Annotated in this window: 14 protein-coding genes; 10 read left to right on the top strand and 4 right to left on the bottom strand. The window is 71.7% G+C overall.

Annotated elements, in window-relative coordinates; translation table 11 throughout:
* The first annotated feature begins 67 nt into the window (after positions 1–67).
* The 3 genes from NNW99_RS34400 to NNW99_RS34390 are packed head-to-tail and all read left to right on the top strand — an operon-like array spanning position 68 to position 2,720.
* Complete coding sequence (locus NNW99_RS34400) at positions 68–910, top strand: SDR family oxidoreductase (protein ID WP_215123065.1); 843 nt, start codon at positions 68–70, stop codon at positions 908–910.
* Entirely contained in the window at positions 907–2,088 is a 1,182-nt protein-coding gene (locus NNW99_RS34395) for a histidine kinase (RefSeq protein ID WP_215123064.1), read from the top strand. The genes NNW99_RS34400 and NNW99_RS34395 overlap by 4 nt, the downstream gene beginning before the upstream one ends.
* A complete protein-coding gene (locus tag NNW99_RS34390; RefSeq protein WP_215123063.1) occupies positions 2,076–2,720 on the top strand; it encodes a response regulator transcription factor in 645 nt (214 codons plus the stop codon). Before NNW99_RS34395 ends, NNW99_RS34390 begins: the two co-directional genes overlap by 13 nt.
* Position 2,721: 1 nt before the next feature.
* Here NNW99_RS34390 and NNW99_RS34385 read toward each other — a convergent pair whose 3' ends face one another.
* Positions 2,722–3,477, bottom strand: a complete 756-nt coding sequence (locus NNW99_RS34385) for a thioesterase II family protein (RefSeq protein WP_215123062.1) — start codon at positions 3,475–3,477, stop codon at positions 2,722–2,724.
* 103 nt (positions 3,478–3,580) lie between these two features.
* On the opposite strand from NNW99_RS34385, the gene NNW99_RS34380 reads away from it, so the two are divergent.
* The 5 genes from NNW99_RS34380 (at position 3,581) to NNW99_RS34360 (ending at position 10,577) form a co-directional block, all read left to right on the top strand.
* Positions 3,581–4,000 (top strand): DUF779 domain-containing protein, encoded by a 420-nt coding sequence (locus NNW99_RS34380; protein ID WP_215123061.1) that lies wholly within the window; start codon positions 3,581–3,583, stop codon positions 3,998–4,000.
* A 35-nt stretch (positions 4,001–4,035) separates the two neighbouring features.
* The gene (locus tag NNW99_RS34375) at positions 4,036–4,509 is read left to right on the top strand and encodes an SRPBCC family protein (RefSeq protein WP_215123060.1); all 474 of its coding nucleotides are present in this window, start codon (positions 4,036–4,038) and stop codon (positions 4,507–4,509) included.
* Between the two features lie 473 nt (positions 4,510–4,982).
* The gene (locus NNW99_RS34370; RefSeq protein WP_215123059.1) at positions 4,983–6,467 is read left to right on the top strand and encodes a cytochrome P450; all 1,485 of its coding nucleotides are present in this window, start codon (positions 4,983–4,985) and stop codon (positions 6,465–6,467) included.
* The gene (locus NNW99_RS34365) at positions 6,451–7,458 is read left to right on the top strand and encodes a (-)-alpha-amorphene synthase (RefSeq protein WP_215123058.1); all 1,008 of its coding nucleotides are present in this window, start codon (positions 6,451–6,453) and stop codon (positions 7,456–7,458) included. Before NNW99_RS34370 ends, NNW99_RS34365 begins: the two co-directional genes overlap by 17 nt.
* Before the next feature lie 209 nt (positions 7,459–7,667).
* Positions 7,668–10,577, top strand: a complete 2,910-nt coding sequence (locus tag NNW99_RS34360; RefSeq protein WP_215123057.1) for an AAA family ATPase — start codon at positions 7,668–7,670, stop codon at positions 10,575–10,577.
* Between the two features lie 18 nt (positions 10,578–10,595).
* Here the strand turns inward: NNW99_RS34360 and NNW99_RS34355 are convergent, their stop codons facing one another.
* The 3 genes from NNW99_RS34355 to NNW99_RS34345 form a co-directional block, all read right to left on the bottom strand.
* Positions 10,596–14,021 carry an NACHT domain-containing protein gene (locus tag NNW99_RS34355; protein ID WP_251058003.1) on the bottom strand — a complete coding sequence of 1,142 codons (3,426 nt, stop codon included), beginning with the start codon at positions 14,019–14,021 and terminating at the stop codon, positions 10,596–10,598.
* Positions 14,022–14,380: 359 nt separating this feature from the next.
* Positions 14,381–15,862, bottom strand: coding sequence for an MFS transporter (locus NNW99_RS34350; RefSeq protein WP_215124552.1), 1,482 nt, complete (start codon positions 15,860–15,862; stop codon positions 14,381–14,383).
* A 127-nt stretch (positions 15,863–15,989) separates the two neighbouring features.
* Positions 15,990–16,904 carry a MurR/RpiR family transcriptional regulator gene (locus tag NNW99_RS34345; RefSeq protein ID WP_215123056.1) on the bottom strand — a complete coding sequence of 305 codons (915 nt, stop codon included), beginning with the start codon at positions 16,902–16,904 and terminating at the stop codon, positions 15,990–15,992.
* A gap of 117 nt (positions 16,905–17,021) precedes the next feature.
* Here NNW99_RS34345 and NNW99_RS34340 point away from each other — a divergent pair, with 117 nt between their 5' ends.
* Positions 17,022–18,215, top strand: a complete 1,194-nt coding sequence (locus NNW99_RS34340; protein WP_215123055.1) for a C45 family peptidase — start codon at positions 17,022–17,024, stop codon at positions 18,213–18,215.
* 13 nt (positions 18,216–18,228) lie between these two features.
* Positions 18,229–19,875: an ABC transporter substrate-binding protein gene (locus NNW99_RS34335; RefSeq protein ID WP_215123054.1), complete on the top strand. Its 1,647-nt coding sequence runs from the start codon at positions 18,229–18,231 to the stop codon at positions 19,873–19,875.

The raw sequence follows: 19,875 nt of genomic DNA, 5'->3' as shown, positions 1-19,875 counted from the left end.
GGTTCCCCGACTCCCGGCGGGGGCGGCCCCGTTGTCGCCCCCGCCCTTTCAGCGAAGGAGAGCGCAGATGCAGAACCGTACGGACGACCCGCGCGACGTGGTCGTCGTCACCGGAGCGGGCGGGATGGGAACGGCGGTCGCGCGCCGTCTGGGCAGCGGACGGACGCTGATCATCGCCGACCACTCGCGCGAACGGCTCGATCAGGTCGTGGCGGAGCTGAGCGCCGAGGGATACGAGGTGCGCGGCGTCCCGACCGACGTCTCCGACCGTGCCTCGGTCGAGGAACTCGCGAGAGTCGCGGCGGAACTGGGCCGGATCACCGCCGTGGTGCACACCGCCGGGGTCGCCGCCGCGACGGCCTCGGTCCGCAGGATCCTCGATGTGGACCTGCTCGGCACGGTGTATGTGATCGAGGCGTTCGAGAAGGTGGCCGTCAGAGGCACCTCGCTCGTCTGTGTCGCCAGTCTGGCCGGGCACATGGCCTCGATCAGCGCCGAGGACGAGGCCGCCCTGGCGACGGCTCCCGCCGAGGAGCTGCTCGGTCTCGACGCCGTCACCGGCCTCGGTGACGACGCGACCGCCGCCTACATCCTCGCCAAGCGCGCCAACCACGTCCGTGTGCAGGCCGCCGCCCTCGCCTGGAATCGGCTCGGCGCCCGCGTCAACACCCTCAGCCCCGGTGTCATCGCCACCGCGATGGCGAAGGCGGAGGCCGACTCGGACGCCGACGGGCACATGCTGAAGATGCTCGACGCGTGCGGGGCGGGCCGGCCGGGCACACCGGGCGAGATCGCCGACGCGGTGGCCTTCCTCACCGGCCCCGAGGCGCGCTACATCACCGGCACCGATCTGCTCGTCGACGGCGGGCAGGCCGCCTGGATCCGCCGCCACATGCGGCGCCCCGGATGACGGTGGCCGAACCGGCCCGCTGGGGCAGGGCGCTGGGGCAGGCGGGGCGGGCCACGCTCCACCTGTTCCTCGCCGCCCTGCTGGCCTTCGGCCTCTACCTGTTCATCACCGTGCTGCTCATCACGGCGATCGCCACGGTCTCCGTCGTCGGGGCGTGGCTGCTGCCCGAGACGGTGCTGCTGATCCGCCGGATCGCCGGGGCGAAGCGCACCCTGGTGACGGCCTGGACGGGCCGGGAGATCCCCGAGGCGTACGAGCCGGTCACCGGCCCGCTGCGCAAGCGGCTGCGGATCGCGGTCCGGGACCCCGGCACCCTGACCGATCTGCGCTGGATGGCGGCCTCGTATGTCTATGGGGCCCTGTTCTTCCTGGCCTTGCCCCTGTGGCCGCTGGGGCTGGTGGTCGACGGCGTGCGGTGCGGGCTGGGGCGCCGTGCGGCGCTCGTCCTGCCGTGGATCACCCGCCTCGCCGATGTGGAGGCCGGCTGGTCGGAGGCCCTGCTCAAGCCCTCGCCCCGGGCACGGCTGGCCGCCCGGGTCGAGGAGCTGGCCGCCACCCGGACGGACGCGATCGCGGCGCACGGGGCCGAACTGCGCCGTATCGAGCGGGATCTGCACGACGGGGCGCAGGCCCGGCTGGTGGCGCTGTCCATGCGGATCGGGCTGGCCGTACGCGCCTACGACCATGACCCGCGGGCCGCGCAGCGGCTGCTGGCCGACGCGCAGGACCAGGCCGAGGAGGCGCTGACCGAGCTGCGGCACGTGGTCCGCGGCATCCATCCGCCGATCCTCACCGACCGGGGTCTGATCGGTGCGGTGCGGGCGCTGGCCGCGATCAGTGGACTCGAGGTGGCCGTGCGGGTGGACGGTCTGGAGGGCGAGGGGGTCCGGGCCCCGGCCGCGATCGAGGCGGCGGCCTACTTCGCCGTGGCGGAGGCCCTCACCAACGCCGCCAAGTACAGCGGCGCCGACCGGGCGTCGGTCGTTCTGGAACGGCTGCGCACCGGGCTGCGCGCCGTCGTCCGGGACGAGGGCGTGGGCGGCGCGGACGAGTCCGGTGGCGGCTCCGGGCTGCCGGGCATCCGCCGCCGCGTCGCCGCCCTGGACGGGAGCGTGACCGTGACCAGCCCCGTCGGGGGGCCGACCGTGATCGAAGTGGAGCTGCCGTGCGTGTGGTGATCGCCGAGGACAACGCCCTGCTCAGAGAAGGGCTCGTGCTGTTGCTGACCTCGGCCGGGCACGAGGTGGCGGCCGTCGCCCGTACCGGTCCCGAGGTTCTCCCGGCGCTGCTCGAACACCGTCCGGACGCGGCCGTGCTCGACGTCCGGATGCCGCCGGGCTTCCGGGACGAGGGCCTGCGCGCAGCCCTGGAGGCCCGCGAGAGGATGCCAGGACTGCCCGTGCTGGTGCTCTCGCAGTACGTGGAGGAGTCGTACGCCGCCGAGTTGCTGGGCGGCGGGGCGAGCGGGGTCGGTTATCTGCTCAAGGACCGGGTGGGCCGGGTGGACGAGTTCCTGGAGGCGCTGGACCGGGTCGCGGGCGGTGGTACGGCCCTGGACCCGGAGGTGGTCACCGAGTTGCTCACCCGGCGCCGCGACTCACCCCTGGACTCGCTGACGCCGCGCGAGCGCGAGGTGCTGAAACTGATGGCCCAGGGCCATGACAACACCACCATCGCGCGGACCCTCGTCGTCACCGAACGCGCCGTCAGCAAGCACATCGGCAATGTGTTCCTGAAGCTCGGCCTCCCGACCGGCGACAGCGGTCACCGCAGGGTGCTGGCCGTCCTGGCGTATCTGAACGGACGGTGAGTCAGCGCGGGGTCGGGGCGGGCCGGGCCAGCCGGTCACCGATGACGCCGATCACGTCCGGCGCGTGGTCGATGAGGAAGAAGTGCCCGCCGGGGTAGCGCTTCATCTCGAAGTCGCCTTCGGTGTGGGCGCTCCAGGCCCGTACCTCGTCGTGGCTCGCCTTGGGGTCGTCGTCTCCGGTCAGCGCGGTGAGGGGGCTGCGGAGGCGGTGGTCCGACGCCCACACATAGGTCTCCACCGCGCGGTAGTCGTTGCGCAGGGCCGGCAGGATCATGCGCATCAGCTCCTCGTCCCCGAAGATGCGCTGGTCGGTGCCGCTGAGTCCGCGCAGCTCGGCGATGATCCCGGCGTCGTCCCGCCGGTGCACCCGCTCGTCGCGCCGGCACGACGGTGCGCGGCGGCCCGAGACAAAGACCCGCTCGGCGAATCGCCCGGCCCGCTCCAGCCGTACGGCGACCTCGAAGGCCAGGGTCGCTCCCATGCTGTGCCCGAACAGGGCGAAGGGGCGGTCGACCGTGCGCGTCACGGCCCGGCTGACATGGTCCGCGAGACCGTCGATAGTGTCGATCATGGGCTCGTTGTGCCGGTCCTGACGGCCCGGGTACTGGACGGAGAGCACCTCGACCCGGGGGGTCAACGCCTGGGCCACCGGCCGGAAGAAGGACGCCGAACCGCCCGCGTGGGGCAGGCAGATGAGTTGTACGGGGGCGTCGGGGCTCGGGAAGAAGCGTCGTATCCACGGATCGGTGGCGGTCATGGGGCCTTCCTGTTCTCATGCTCGGAACGACTTCTCGTGCTCGGAACGACATGCTGGTATCCGATTGCCAAGATAGACGGACCGACCGGCCAGGAGGGATCGCATGACGAACCACCCCACCCGCACGGAACGCGTCGAACTGACACCGGCAGCCGAGGAACTGCTGCGGAAGCTGACCGGGGCGCACGGGCCGGTGATGTTCCACCAGTCCGGCGGCTGCTGCGACGGCAGTGCCCCGATGTGCTACCCGCGCGGTGAGTTCCGGGTCGGCGGCTCGGACGTCCTGCTGGGGCAGGTGGCCGGGGACACCCCGTTCTGGATGAGCGGCGACCAGTACACGTACTGGTCGCACACCCATCTCACCGTGGACGTCGTCCCCGGCCGAGGCAGCGGCTTCTCCCTGGAGGCCCCGGAGGGCGTCCGCTTCCTGATCCGCTCCCGGCTGCTCACCGACGAGGAGCTGCGGCACATCGAGGCGGAGCCACCGCTGCCGACCGGGGCGGAGGAGCCCGGCCGGGCCTGAACGGCCGGGTGCGCGTGTCGCCGTAGGGTGGGCGCATGTACACGACGCGGGTCTCGGGCCATGTCGACGCGCCGCGTCCGGCCGTCTACCGGGCGCTGCTGAGCGCGGAGGCGGTCGAGCGCTGGCGGGTGCCGGACGACATGCGCGCCGAGGTGCACGAGTTCGACGCGCGCGAGGGCGGCCGGTTCCGTGTCTCGCTGACGTACGACGCACCCGGCGCCACCGGGAAATCGGCCGCGCACACCGACACGTACCACGGCCACTTCGCGCGGCTCGTGCCCGACGAGCAGGTGGTCGAGGTGCTCGCGTTCGAGTCCGCCGACCCCGCCATGTCCGGCCCGATGACCATGACGACGACGCTCACCGACGCGCAGGGCGGTGGCACCGACGTCCTCGTGGTCCACGAGGGCATCCCCGACGCCGTGCCCGCCGCGGACAACGAGACGGGCACGCGCATGGCCCTGGCGAATCTGGCCCGGTACGTCGAGACGGGCCCGAGCGCCGGCTAAGGCGCGGGGCGTCGTTCGCCGAGGTCCCAGCGCCCGCCTCGCAGCTCCTGTTCTGGCAGGCCCGCGCGGCCGCGGCGGAACTGGGAAGGCGCCCTGCGGGAGACCGCCGGCGCCGGAGCGAGCGACGGCAACTTCGTCTCCGCGCTGCTGGCCGGAATCCTCGGGGCGGCAGCCGTACAGCCGGACGGCCCACCCGGCCGATTTCCATGTTCATGCCAGGCACATGGGGCGACTGCCGTGCCCTTCAGGAGCACAGCCGGAACACGGATTTCTCCGTGCACAGAAACGCATTGACCAACTGAATGCACGAAGCAATCGTGATGCCCTCGACGCCCCTCCGTGCTTCCGTGCGCCCCTATGGAGAAAGGATTCGGCGAGCCGTCGGCGGATTTCACTGGGCAGGACTGTGGCGAGCGTCAAATCGACGCGACAGCAGCGCAATCCCGTGTGCCGACCGAGGCAGGTGGTATTCGATGAGCGGCTCCGTTCCCGGACCGGCCCGAAATTGGACAGTGGGCACTGCTCCAGGCATATTCCCATTCCTGGGCCACGGTATCGACTTGGTCCGTCGCCCGCTGGCTTTTCTGGAATCTCTGCCCGCGCACGGGGATCTGGTCGAAATACGCCTGGGTCCCCAGCGAGCCTGGATGGCCTGTCACCCGGATCTCGTCCACCAGGTACTAGGGGACCCGGAGACGTTCGACAAGGGCGGCCCGCTCTACGACCGGCTGCGGATGCTGCTGGGGGACGGCGTCGGCACCTGCCGCCACCAGGACCACCGGCGCCAGCGCAGGCTGCTCCAGCCCGGCTTCCGCAAGGCCCGCGTCGCCGACCAGGTGCACCTGATGGGCGAGGAGGTGGAGTCGGTGTGCCGCGGCTGGCGGGGCGGAGGGCCGGTCGACGTCAGCGCGGCCATGATGGACCTGTCGACCCGCGTGATCAGCCGCCTCCTCTTCTCCGACTCGCTCGACGCCGCGACCGCCGCCGAGATGCGCGGCTGCCTGGCCACCGTGGTGCGCGGCATGTTCGTCCGTACGGTGATGCCCGTCGACGCCCTGTTCCGGATTCCCACTCCGGCGAACCGGCGCTACCGGCACGCCTCCGACCGTCTGCGCGCGATCGTCGACGCGGCTGTCGCCGAGCGCCGGCGAGGCGCCGCCCGGGACGACCGGGACGATCTGCTGGGCACCCTGCTGGCGGCCGCCCGCGGGGACGGCGGGGAGCCGGCGATCACCGACAGGGAAGTCCACGGCCAGGTGATCACACTGATGTTCGCCGGCGCCGAGAGCACCGCCCTGTGCCTCTCCTCCGCCTTGGAACTGCTGGGGCGCCACCCCGAGGAGGAACGTCGGCTGCACGCCGAGGTGGACGCGGTGCTCGCCTCGGGACGGCCGCCCGGTCCCGACGAACTGCCGCGCCTCGTCCACACACGGTCCGTCCTCACCGAGACACTGCGCCACCGCCCGCCCGGCTGGCTCTTCACCCGCGTCACCACGAAGGAGACGCGGCTCGCCGGGCAGCTGCTCCCGCCGGGCGCCACGATCGTGTTCAGCCCGTACCTCCTGCACCACGACCCCGCCCTGTTCCCCGACCCCGACCGCTTCCTCCCCGACCGCTGGCTGCCCGGGCAGGCCGTCGCGGTCCGCCCCGGAGCGATGATCCCGTTCGGAGCGGGCCGCCGGAAATGCATCGGGGAGACACTCGCCCTCACCGAGGCCATGGTGGCCGTCGCGTTCATCGCCCGCCACTGGCGACTGCGCCATCTGCCCGGCTACGAGGAACGGCTGCGTCCCGCGGCGTCGTTGGGCCCGCGGGGACTGGTCATGACCTGCGAACCGCGCGTCAGGAAGACGGCGGGCACACCGCCCCGGGCGGATTCCATCGCACCCCGGACAGATGTCTGCCCCGTCGCCCACAACTCCCGAACGGCAGGTGGCAACGATGTCCACGGCGCATGAGGAAATAACGCTCGCCGCGCAGGAGAAAACTCGGGCGGTCGATCTGCGGGAACTGATCGACGCGAACCTCTACATGCCGTTCCCGTTCGAACGCAATCCCCACGCCTTGGAAGCGTCGGCGGGCGTCGACGCATGGCTGAGTACCTGGGGGCTGACCGACGACCCGGCGGTGGCGGCCATGATCTCCTACACACGTCCCGCCGAACTCGCCGCCTGCAACAGTCCGTCCATGGATTCCGGGCTCCTCCAGATCGTGGCCAATCAGATCGCCTACCAGTTCGTCTTCGACGACCGGGCGGAGGACGTCGGGCGGCGCTCGCCCGCCCGGCTGCTGCCCATGCTGAGCGAGAGCATCGCGATCCTGCGCGACGGCCGCCCGCCCACCACCCCGCTCGGGGCGGCCCTGACCGACCTGTACCGACAGGTCCGGGAGCGGTGCACACCCGATCAGGCCGCGCGCTGGGCCTGGTACAGCCGTGAGTATGTGCACGGCCTCCTGTACGAGGCGGTGGCCCAGGTCGACTCCGACCCGGTGGGCAGCGGACTGTGCCGGGACATTCGTTCCCTCATCGCCGGCGTCCAGCCGTTCTACCCGCTGTGCGAGGCCGCGCAGCCGTGCGAACTGACGCCGCAGGAGATCCACCACCCCGTCATGCGACGCCTGAGCCGGTTGTCGGCCGACGCGGCGGTGTGGATACCCGACCTCTTCTCCGCGGTGAAGGAACAGCGCGCGGGCGGCATGATCAACCTGGCCCTCGCCTACCAGAGGACCCACCGGTGCTCCCTGCCGGTGGCCGTCACCCTGGCCGCACGGCACATCAACCGCACGATCCGCGAGTTCGAGGAGCTCTACGGCGAGATCGGGCCGGAGCTGAGCCCGTCCGGCGTCGGCTATGTGGAGGGCATGGCCGGCTGGATCCGCGGTTGCTACTTCTGGTCCCGCACCGTGCCGCGGTACGCCGACACGATGGCGGCACCCGCAGGGCTCTGACCGTCCGTCCGACCGGTCGCGGCCCCCCGCAGGAACCCCGAAAGGGGCGGAAACGGACCACGCTACCCCGAAAGGTGGGCACTCAAAGCACTACCGCCGGAAATTCACTCACCCTGTCTACCTCCTATTACGTCCGGGCCAAACGACCTGTTTCCGGGCGTACGCTCGCCCCGTCCGGCGGGGAGCAACGACAGGAAGCGGTAGATCACATGGCCCATGGGCTGCGGCAACCGATCACCGAACACCGGCCTCTCCTCGAACGCGACGAGGAACTCCAGGCCATCGATCACGCACTGGCGGGACTCCGGGACACCGTGGACGGCGTGCCCCGGGTACCGCGCGGCGGGCTGCTCGCCTTCACGGGTGAGGCCGGGCTGGGCAAGACGACACTGATCGCGGCGGCGCGCGCCCGCGCCGCCGCACAGGGGTTCACGGTGTTCTCGGGCAAGGGCGGCGAGAACGAGCAGGGGCTGGCGTTCCGTGTCGTCCGTCAGGTCATGCAGCCCGTCCTGGCCCAGATGAGCGGGCCGGAGCGCCGGGATTTCCTGGGCAGTTGGTACGACATCGTCGGCGCCGCGCTCGGTCTCGAGGCGACGGACACCGCCCGGATGCCGGACCCGACCGGAGTGCGCGACGGCCTCGACTGGGTCATGACGCGCCTGACGATGCTGAACTCCCCCGTCGTTCTGCTCTTGGACGACCTGCACTGGGCCGACGCCGAATCCCTCGACTGGCTCGCGTCGTTCGCGCCCCGGGTCGCGGACCTTCCGCTCCTGGTCGTCGCGGGCTACCGGCCGGACGAACTCCCCTCCGACGCACCCTCGTTCCGCACGCTCGTCGAACGCCATGAGCAGCGCCCGCACGTCCTGTCCCCGCTCGGCGAGGCCGGTGTCGCGCGGATCATCAGGGAGGAAGTGGGCGAGGAAGCCGAGGACGAGTTCTGCGGCGCGTGCTGGACGGTCACCAACGGCAGCCCCTTCGAGACCGTCGAACTGGCCATCAGGCTCCGCGAGCGGCGGCTGCGGGGAACCCGGGACGAGGTGCCCGTGATGCGGGACCTCGCCGCGGCGGTCAAGGGCCCGGGCCTGATCGAGCGGCTCAAGCGGCTCGGGCCGAGCACGGTCCGCTTCGCGTGGGCCGGCGCCGTCCTGGGCGGGCCCTTCGAAGCGGAGGCCGCCGCCGATCTCGCGGTGGTCGGCAGCGCGGAGGCCATGGAGGCGACCGAGAAGCTGCGCGCCTGCCGCATCCTCAGGGACGCCTACGAGGCCGCGGGCGCGCTGGAGTTCGTCCATCCGCTGATCGCCACGACGGTCTACCGCGACATCCCCTCGGGCCTGCGCGTCGGCATGCACGACGCGGCCGCCAACGCCGCCCGGACGGTCGAGTCCAGCCCCACCGCCGCCGCCCGTCACCTGCTGGAGGTGCCCTGCGACGCCCGGCCCGAGACGGTCGCGTGCCTGCGCGCCGCCGCGCGGGAGTACCTCCGCGCCGGGGCCCCGGAGGCCGCCCGGCGGGTGCTGACCCGGGCGTTGCGGGAACCGCCGCCCGCCGCGGACCGCGCCGCCCTGCTGCACGAACTGGCCTCCTCGACCTTCCTGATCGAGCCCACGGCCACGGTGAGCCACCTCCGGGAGGCGCTGAAGGAACCCGGAATCGAGCCGGACCTGCGCGCCTCCATGGTCTATCTGCTGACGCAGGCGCTGGCCCACACCGACCGGCTGACCGAGGCCGCGACCGTGGCCGCCGACGAGGCGCGGCGCGCCACCAATCCGCGCGTCCGACTGCGCATGCAGGCGGATCACTTCGTCTGGAGCGCCTTCCGCGCCGACGAGCCGGACTCCTCCGCCCGCTCGCGCAGGCTGGCGAAGCTGGCCGGAATGCTGACCGGACGGGGCCTGGAGGAGCGCTACATCCTCGGTCTGCGGGCGTGGGACGCCCTGGTGCGCGGCGAGCCGCGGCAAAGCGCCCTCGGGTTTGCCGAGGAGGCGCTGAGCGGAGGGATGAGCTGGACCGACGAGAACCGCGGCTTCGAGGTGCCCGCGGCGGTCGCCCTGCTGTTCATGTACTGCGACCAGCCGCGGCGGGCCGAGGAACTCTTCGCCGAGGGGATGGCCGAGTGCGAGCACCGGGGGTGGCGGGGCTCCCATCTGGCGCAGGGCCAGACGCTGCTGGGCTACATCCGCTACCGCCGGGGCTGCCTCCCGGAGGCCGAGGAACTGGTGCGGGCCGGGCTGGACACGGCCGAGCGCGTCGAGGGAGCGGTGCCCGCGCAGTGGTTCGCCATCGGCATCCTCATCCAGATCCTGCTGGCGCGCGGGCGGACCACCGACGCGCGCCGGCTCGCCGACAGCTACCACTACGGCGACGTCGTCCCCAACGCCGTCATCTTCCCCGACCCGCGCACGGTCTACGCCGAACTGCTCCTGGCCGAGGGCCGGCTCTCCGAGGCGGCACGCCTGTTGGCCAGGGTCGGGAACTGGCTGGAGGGACGGGATTGGCACAACCCCTCCTGGTGCCCCTGGCAGCTCGGGCTGGCCTCGGCACTCGCCCGCACCGCTCCCGACCAGGCGGTGCTGCACGCCGAGGACGCCACCAAGCGAGCCCGGGACTTCGGCGCGGCGTCGGCGATCGGCCAGGCGCTGCGGGTCCAGGCGGAGGTCACGGGCGGGCAGGCGGGGCTCGATCTGCACACACAGGCCGTCGATCATCTGGAGCGGTCGCCCGCCGCGTACGAACTGGCCCACGCCCTGGTGAGCCATGGCGCCGCGCTCGTCCGCAACGGCCGGCTGCACGACGCCGCCGACCGGCTCTACCAGGGCCTGGAGGGAGCGGTGCACTGCGGTGCCGAGGGACTGGCCGACCGGGCCAGGCGGGAACTCTCCGCCGCGGGCCTGCGCCCGCTGCCCCTGCGCTACCCGCAGACGGACATACTGACGGGCCCGGAACGCCGCGCCGCCGAGAAGACAGCCCAGGGCCACCCGGCAACGGTGGTCGCGAAGGACCTGCGAATCACCGAACAGGGCGTACGCCACCTGCTGTCCTCCGTGTACCGCAAACTCGGCACGGACCCGGCGGGCCTCGCCGACGCCCTGGAGAACCGCGCCCGGCCGGGGCGGTAGCGAGCCCGGGGGCGGGTCTCAGCGCGTCCGCGGATCGTGCTGTGCTCGATGCCCCATCGACTCCCAGAACCGCCGTAGCTCCGTCAGATTCGTGCGGCGTTGCCACGAGGCCCTGGGATGGAGGGGGAAGCGCGAGCGGGTCAGGAGGGTGGACTGGGCGCGGCAGAATGCCTCGCCCAGTTCCGCCCGCTGGCCGTCGAGGTCCTTGGGCGGGTAGGGGCACAGTGCGAAGGCGCAGTCGTCGCGGCAGTTGGAGCCCGCCTGGGAGGATGCCTTGCGGACGGCGGTACGGCCCGGGTCGAGCGGGGTGCGGTCCAGGGTGAGGCAGGGTGGCAGATCGGGCCGAGCGGTGTGCTGAAGGCGCCGGATGCGGTCGGTGGGCCAGTCGCCCCGTTCTGCAAGGTTCAGGAGCAGCAGAACGTCGGCGAGGAGCTGTTGTGCGCTCGGGTGCAGGGCGCTCCAGCCCGTGGACGGCGGGATCCACAGATTGTGCTTGCGTGCCTCGCCCGAGGTCGTCTGGGAGCCCACGTGGGCGGCGACGCCGGACTCGTCGATCCACAGGAACCGGGTCGGCTGCCGGGTCTCCAGGGCCCAGACGCACAGTTTCCCGGCCGCCGTCACGAACGGGTGCTCCGGCTCGCCGTCCGGCCGGGCCAGCCACTGGCGGACCTGCTGGGCGGGGTTGGCCCCGTGACCACGGGAGGGAAAGCCGGCCGTGGCCCCGTCGGGCAGATCCCACAGAGTCAGCGCGTGCAGCAGCGTCAGGCGGGTGAACCAGAACCGGGTGCGCTTGAGCATGTACCACGCCTGCTCGCTCAGGTACTCACGGGCTTCGGGCCGGGCGTGCGGATGGCGGTGCCGGCGGTTCGCCGCGAACTTGAAGCCCTGGGCCAGCGCCACCTCCACGTTGAGGTCGAGTCCGGAGGACGTGCCGGTGCTGTCCGCAGGGATGCCCACGCGCCGTACCCAGCCTTCCAGGAACGCGTAGGGGGTGTTCTGGTGCCGGTGGGTGGTGACGGAACCCACGAGCAGCGGGATCAGCCACGCGCACAGGGTGTTGTCCCGCCACCGCCGTTCCTCGATCTCGCGGCCCTCGCGTTCCCGTCTGCGCTCCTGGCGCCGCTCCGTCTCACGCTCCTTCAGCTCCCGCTTCAGACGCGCCACCTGTCCCTCGCTCCGCCGGTGCTGTCGGGCCCTCTGCTCCGTGGCCAGCTCCCGCTGCTCCTCGTCGCCCTGCTTCTGCCGCCAGCCGGGCTCCCGCTCGACCGGCGGCCCCTTGACCGCCTGCGGAGCGCGCAGCCCTCGCTGAAGCGCGGCAAAGGCGAGATCCCCGCCGGCGCCGATCTCCTGGGCGATGGCCAGCCGGACCGAGTAGGAGGGTTCGAGACGGGCGATGTCGAACAGTTCCAGGTAGGCGGGCCGAAGGGTCTGGCGCTGCGCGACCCCCCGCATGGCCTCCCCGAGCCGGTCCACGAGCAGGGTCTTCGTGGTGCGCAGGGTGTGCGGGTCGCGGGCTCGCAGATCCGGCCAGGACGCGCACAGCCGCCCGGCGATGTCGTGCTGCTTCGGCTCGGCGTCGACGCTGTCGATCTCCAGGGCGGCCGCGTACAGCTCCAGAGCCTTGCTGTGCAGGGTGCGGCCGAAGAGGAGGCGGGCCGCCTGCTTGTCGCCACTGTCCTGGTCGGAGTTCCTGACCATCTGCGCCTGACAGGCGGCCTCCAACAGCAGGTCCCGGGCGGCGCTCACCGGGCACCACGCAGTCTCGTCCGGGTCGGCCGTTCCCGGCTCCTCGTGGACGCAGGCGCCGTCGGGCAACCGGGAGTGCAGCACCATGGCGATCAGCAGTTCGCGGCCCGGCCTGCGCAGGGCAGCCGGGAAGAACCAGCCCTCTGTCGGCTCCGCCGGGACGTCCGGGTGGATCACCGCGTTGAGGAAACGGGCCCCCAGCTGGGACTGGATCACGCTGTGCTGGAAGCGGACGCGGTCCCCGCCGAGTTCGACGAGCTCCATGCGGGCGCCCCAGTGGGCGGCGAGCCGCAGGTCGATGCCGCTGTCGCCCACCCTGCTCGCCAGCTCCCGGACGATCTCGGGATAGCGGGAGCGGGCCGGGTCCTGCTCGTCGACGACGTCGGCGAACCGTACCTCGGAGGTGTCGAGGGCCAGTCCGACACATGCCAGTGCGCACAGGTAGTGGACGGTCGAGCGTCGTTCCTCCGGGGAGAGCGGCAGGTGCGGCTGGAAGCGGCCGCTGATGAGGGCGCTGAGCCAGGTCTCGAACAGGTGGAACCTCAGGGACGCCCGGTCGCCGCCCCGCGTCTCCACGGCCTCCTCCTCCGCGGGGCCGCCGAGGGCGCGCTCCAGCAGTCCCTGTTCGTGCAGTTCGGCCGCGATCTCCAAGTAGGTGGGTGCCTCCGCGATACCGGCCCTTTCGACGATCCAGTCCAGCCGCTGCCGGTCCTCCCCGGCGCCCCCGGAGGAGATGTAGGTGAGGGCGGCCTCCTCGCTCAGTGGCTCCAGCTCGGTCAGGGAGGCCTCCATACCGCGCAGTGAGTCGTGCGGCCGGGAGGTGATGATCAGCGGCATGCCCTCCTCGTTGGCGCGGCGGATGGCCAGGCGGATGATGGTGTCGCGTTCCTCCTCCAGGTCCGCGGCGGTCAGCGCCTCGTCCAGGCCGTCCGCGAGCACCACGATCCGTCCCTGCTGGCACAGCCGCCGCCACACTTTCTCCGCCTCGGCGCCGGAGCGGATGTGGCCCTGCACTTCCCGACAGAAGCGTTCGAAGGCCAGCTCGCGGAAGTCGAGGTTCTTGTCGGCGGCGCGCAGTCGCAGCGGCACGGGCACCGCCCCGTGCTCGGCGAGCCGCTGCGTCAGCAGCACGACCAGAGCCGTCTTGCCGGTCCCGATGCCCCCGACGATGACGTGTGTACGGCGGAATCGGCGGTCCCGCAGGTCTTCCATGAGGACCGCGCAGAGCTGGTCGCGGCCGACGACCCGGCCGAAGATGCCGCCCGCGGTCTCCACCAGTTCGTGAGGCTCCCGGCGCGCCTTCCTCAGGTAGGCGCGGCGCACGGAGCTGAATCGGAAGAACAGGTAGGTGACGGTGGCCAGGGCAAGGGTGAGGAACGGCATGAACAGGGACTGCAGGACGGTACAGCTGAAGCCGTCGGGTTTGCATTGCCTGTCCACCCACCTGACGGGCGATTCGAAGCTCCTCTCCTGCGGCAGGGTGACGAGGGCGGTGACGGCCAGGAACAGTAGGAGCAGGGCGCCCAGGAACGTCAGCACCAGCAGCGTCACGTACCCGCCGCTCTTGCGGACCCGCCAGGTCCTGGTCCGGTCGTAGCCCTGCCTCATCAGCCGGCGCCGGTGCAGGGCGCGGCGGACGCCCAGCCCGTCGCGCAGCACTCGTCCCAGTCGGCGCGGCAGCTCTCCTCCTTCGCTCACCCTGTGAGGGTTCCGCGCGGGCGGCGTTTCGGGCGCGGGCGGCCCCAGATTCACCCGAGGGAAGCGCCGGAGGCACCCGCCACCCGGCCGTACGAGGTCGACACCGGCTCGGTCGCAGCCAATCACCGTTTCCGCAACTTACCTACGCCACAGACCACTTGATGCTGAACCATTCCACCGCATCCCTGGCGCCTGTCCTGGGCGGGCAGCTCGCCCGTCCAGGCCGCGTCCGGTGACGGCTCGGTGTCCGAACCGGACCGGCGCCTACCTGCGGACCGGCCTCACCGGCACCACGGTGAAGGTCAGGACCAGGAACGCCGTCGACCCGTACAGCAGCCTGCTCGCGCTGGAGGTGGGTCTCACATCGGGCCCGGGCCCGCCCCTCCCTTGAGGCGTTCCAGGTCGGAGGGGCGGACCTGGATGACGATCAGGGCGATCAGCGCGGCGACGGCGGTGAAGATCGCCGCCATGATGAAGGCGGCCGAGACGCCGGCGGTGAGGATCTCGTCGGACCAGGGTTTGGGCAGTTGCCCGGTCTGTTCGAAGCGCAGGCGCTCGGCCGGGGTCGCCTGCCGGAGGAAGGCCGGGATCTGCTTCTCGGCCTCGTTGGTGCTGGCCGTGCCGTACATCGTGACCAGGATGGACAGGCCGAGCGAGCCGCCGACCTGCTGGGTGGCGTTGAGGAGGCCGGAGGCGGCGCCGGTCTCCGGGGTGGCCACGTTGGACAGGGCCATGAGGGTCAGCGACACGAACTCCATGCCCATGCCGAGGCTGAAGACGAGCATCGGACCGAGGACACTGCCCGCGTACGTGGAGTGCACATCGGTCAGGGTGAGCCAGGCGAGGCCCACCGCCGCCAGGATCGCGCCCACCACCATGAAGGGCTTGGGGCCGTAGACGGGCAGGAACCGCGAGGCCAGTCCGGCGCCGACGGCGATGACCGCGCTGACCGGCAGGAAGGCGAGTCCGGCCGCGAGCGGGCTGAAGCCCAGCACGTTCTGCACGAAGAGGGTCAGGAAGAAGAACATGCCGAAGATCGCGGCGGCGAGGCACAGCATGATGCCGTAGGTGCCCGCGCGGTTGCGGTCGGCGAACATGTGCAGGGGCGTGATGGGCTGTCTGGAGCGCCGCTCGATCAGGATGAAGGCCGCCAGGACGACGACCGCGCCGATGAACGAGGCCACGGTGAGCGGGTCCCGCCAGCCGTCCTGCGCGGCTCTGATGAAGCCGTAGACGAGCAGCACCATGCCTGCGGTGGAGGTGAGCGCTCCGGCGATGTCGAAGCGTCCGGGGTGGCGTTCGGACTCCCGGATGTAGCGGGGCGTGGCGAGCACGATGAGCAGGCCGATGGGCACGTTGACGAAGAGCACCCACCGCCAGTTGAGCCACTCCACGAGCATGCCGCCGGCGAGCAGGCCGATCGCGCCGCCGCCGGCGGAGACCGCGGCGAAGACGCCGAAGGCGCGGTTGCGTTCGGGCCCTTCGCGGAAGGTGGTGCTGATCAGGGCGAGGGACGTCGGGGAGGCGATGGCGCCGCCGACGCCCTGGAGGGCGCGTGCCCCGAGGAGTTGGCCGGCGTTCTGGGCGAACCCGCCGAGCAGAGAGGCCAGTACGAAGAGCAGCACGCCGAAGATGAAGACGCGCCGCCGTCCCAGGATGTCGCCGGCCCGGCCGCCGAGCAGCAGCAGACCGCCGAAGGTGAGGGTGTAGGCGTTGACCACCCAGGACAGGCTGGTGGTGGAGAACTCCAGCGAGCTCTGGATGTGCGGCAGCGCGATGTTCACGATGGTGATGTCGAGGACCACCATCAGCTGGCAGGAGGCGATGACGAGCAGCGCCATCGCGTTTCCGCCACCACCGGTGTCCTTGGTGGTGGCCGCCTGTGGTGAAGCCGGCTGCGGGCTGCTGCCTGCGGTGTCCACCGTTCGACGGTACGCCCGCCTCCTGGACCTCACCACTCGATCACCGTCAGCCTCTGCGGTTGCCCTTCGGTGACAGCAGTTGCTCGCGCAGGACGGTCAGTTGGTGCGAGGTGTCCACCGCTCTCTCCTCGTCCAGGGTGGTCAGGGCCAGCAGCAGGACATCGGCGACGACGAGCGCGGTGAGTGCCTCGGAGGTGATGCCGGTCGGGGTGTGCGGGGCGGTGAGGACGGCGTCGACGCGGTCGCCGAACTCCTCGCCCAACTCGTCGGTGACGAGCACGACGCGTGCCCCGACCGCGCGGGCGCGTTCGACGAGGACGGTCAGCTCGGTGAGGGCGCGTCCGGGCTGGAAGATCACCACGGCGTCGCCCTGGCGCAGGCCGAGCAGATGGTCGGCGAGGGCGAAGCCGGTCGCGTCGAGGAACCGGGAGCGGCGGCCGATACGGCCGAGCGCGAGGGCCAGGTGCCGGGCGGCCGCCTCGGAGGCGGCGATGCCGAAGCAGTGCACCTCCCCCGCGTCCGCCAGCGCCGCGACCGCCGCGCGGAGCGACTCCTGGCCGGTCAGCCGCCGGGTCTGCTCGATCCGTTCCTGGGCCTCGTCGAGCACATCGCCCCAGATGCCGTCGAGGTCCCGCCCGACGTGGGCGATGCGCTGCTTCAGCCGCACCTCGGGCGCCACCGCCGCGGTGAAGCCGGTGGCCAGCTCGCGCTTGAGGGCGGGGAGTCCCCCGTAGCCGAGGCGCTGCAGTGCGCGGACGACGGTGGCGTTGCTGGTGCCGCTGGCCGTGCCCAGTTCCTGGGCGCTGGCGAACAGCATCTGCTCGACGGGAGCGCTCGCCAGGTACTGGGCGACCGCGCGCTCGGAGGCGGACAGGGACTCCCAGTGGTCGCGGACGGCCGCGCGGAGGCGGGCCACGCCCTCTCCCAGATCCCCGGGCTCTGAAATCTCCGTTACAGGCATTGACTTCCTCGTGTCGGCCGTTACTCTCCTGGACAACGCATTCCAAGAGGAGCGGTTTTCGTAATCGACGTTACAGCACGTCGGTGCGGCGGACAGCCCTCCACTGCGAGGAGAACAATGGCACCCCCTGCATCCCCGTCCCTCCCTCTCGTCGAGATCTCCGGCACTCCTCTCGAGCGCGGACGCCAGTACGGCGAGGCCGTCCGCGACCGGCTGCACACCGCGCTCGCCTACTACGAGGAGGCCTTCGGCCACTCCGCCGGACTGACCTGGGAGCAGGTCACCGCCCGCGCCGCCCGCTGGCAGGAGCCGGTCGCCTCCTACGCCCCGCACCTGCTGGAGGAGATGCGCGGCACCGCCGAGGGCGCCGGGGTCTCACTGCTGGACGTGCTCGCCCTCAACGCACGCGGCGAGGTGCTCTACGACCGGTCGTTCGCGGCCATGGAGACGGACTCGGGCACGGACGCAGCCGTCGTCGAGGAGGAGCCCGCCGAGGGCTGCACCTCCTTCGCCGCCTACGGACCCGCCAGCGGCGACGGGCACGTCTGGGCGGGCCAGAACTGGGACTGGCGGGCCGCGGCCGCCGGCACGGTCGTCATGCTGCGGATCGTGCAGCCGCCCGCGCCGACCCTGATCATGCAGGTCGAGGCGGGACAGATCGGCCGCCAGGGCGCGAACTCCGCCGGGATCGCCCTCAACGCCAACGGGCTCGGCGGACGCTTCGACGACGCGGTCGGCCTGCCGCAGACCGTCGTCCGCCGCAGCGTCCTCGACCAGCACGCGATCACCGACGCCCTCGACGTGCTGTGCCGCACCCGGGCCCATATCGCCTCCAACGCACTGCTGACCTGCCGCGAGGGCTTCGCCGTCGACCTGGAGACGACGCCCGCGGGCTACGGCTGGATGTATCCGACCGACGGCCTGCTGGTGCACGGCAACCACTACCAGGCGGGCGTCCCCGCGGCCATCGCCGCCGACTACCGTCCCCTCTCCCCCGACTCGCTGGTCCGCGTCCCCCGCGCCGAGGAGGGCCTGAGGGCGCTGCGCGGATCCACCGGCCCCGACGAGTCCCGCAAGCTGATCAAGCAGGCCCTCTCCGACCACCTCGGCCTGCCTGAGTCGCTGTGCACGCACCCCGACACCCGCAGGCCCGCCGTGGAGCACTGGGCCACACTCGTCTCCTCCTGCGTGGACCTGACCACCGGCGACTACCACGTCACAGCGGGCACCCCTTGCGACCGCGACTACCAGCACCTTCCCTGGAACCTCTACGACGGCCCCGACGGCTCCCCGGTCCGCCGCACCAGCTGAAAGAGAAACGCCGATGAACAGAAACTCACGCGGGACCGTGACCTGCGGCCTGGTCGTCACCGGTCTCCTCACCGCCGTCGGATGCAGCGGAGCCGACACCGCCACGACCGGCGGCAGCCCGGTCGACGCCGCGCGGCTGAAGCTCACCCCGACCACGCCCGCCGCCCAGGGCCCGGTCGCGAAGGTGAACTGGCTGCTGGAGGACGAGCCCGACTCCCTCGACCTCGACAGCCAGGGCTCCAGCGCCGGCCGAGTCGTCCTCACCAACGTCTGTGAGCGGCTCTACCAGCTCCAGCCCGACATGACTGTGAAGCCGTTCCTCGCCGAGAAGGCGACGACGCCCGACGGCAAGACCCTCGTGCTGAAGATCCGCTCCGGTGTCACCTTCCACGACGGCTCGAAGCTCACCGCCGACGACGTCCTGTGGAGCCTGAAGCGGCACGCCGACCCGGACATGGAGCAGAGCGACGAGTTCACCAACGTCTCCACCATGACGAAGACGGGCGCCGACGAGATCACCGTCCGCTTCAAGCAGCCCGACGCACTGTTCACCAAGGCCCTCGCGGGCGACGCCGGCATCGTCTGGAACAAGGAGCAGGTGGAGAAGGCGGGCAAGGAGTTCGGCACCCCGGGCCAGGGCGACGCCTGCTCGGGCCCGTACGAGCTGACGGGCTGGAAGTCCGGTGACTCGATCACCATCCGCGCCTACGACGGCTACTGGGGCGAGCGGCCGCTGACCAAGGAGGTCGTCTTCCGCTGGGCCTCCGACAGCGCCCTGGTCAACGCCCTGAAGACCGGAGCCGCCGACGGCACCTTCGCCGAGTCGCCCAACACCGCCTCCGCGCTGCGCGACGCCAAGGGACTCAGCCAGTACTACGGCCCCTCCACCGCCACCCTCGACCTCATCCCCACCGAACGCGGCGGTCTGAAGGACCCGCGCGTCCGACGCGCCGTCTCCCTCACCCTGGACCGCGCGGGCATCGCCAAGTCCGGCTACGGCGGTCTGGTGCAGCCGTGGGCGAGCCCGGTCGGTTCCGGCGCCTGGGGCTACGCGAAGCCGGAGTTCGCCGCCGCGCAGAAGCAGTTGGCGGCGGGCGCGCCCGCATCGCCCGACGCGGACGACATCGCCGAGGCCAAGAAGCTCGTGAAGGAGGCCGGCGCGCCGTCGGCCCCGATCGTCATCGGCACCGACGCCAGCCAGGGCCGCACCGTCGTCGCCAACGCCCTGCGCGCCGCCCTCCAGCGCATCGGGCTCAAGGGCGAGATCAAGACGGTGCCGACGACCCAGTTCGAGGAGTTCTACAGCGACCCGCAGGCCCGCACCGGCATCGACGTCCTGGTGGGCGACTGGTACATCTCCAAGTCCGACCCGATGGGCTTCTACGACAACGGTCTGTCCGACTCCTCCAACAACTGGATCGGCTTCAAGGACGCCGCCTACGACAAGAAGGTGCACCAGGCGCTGTCCACGCTGGACGACGCGCAGCGTGCCGCCCTCGCGATCGACGTGCAGAAGCGGTTCACGGACGCGGCGGTCTGGATCCCCGTCGCCCAGGTGCCCTCGGTGCTGGTGCTGAACAGCCGGCTCACCGGGGCGCCCGCCTCCCAGGCCTATCTGTACTACCCGTGGGCGGCCGGTCTCGGCGCGAGGAAGGGCTGA

It is taken from the genome of Streptomyces sp. CRCS-T-1, assembly GCF_024442335.1.
Taxonomy (GTDB): Bacteria; Actinomycetota; Actinomycetes; order Streptomycetales; family Streptomycetaceae; genus Streptomyces; species Streptomyces koelreuteriae.
The sequence above is the reverse complement of the archived record's forward strand: the minus strand, read 5'-3'. Positions and strand labels throughout refer to the sequence as shown.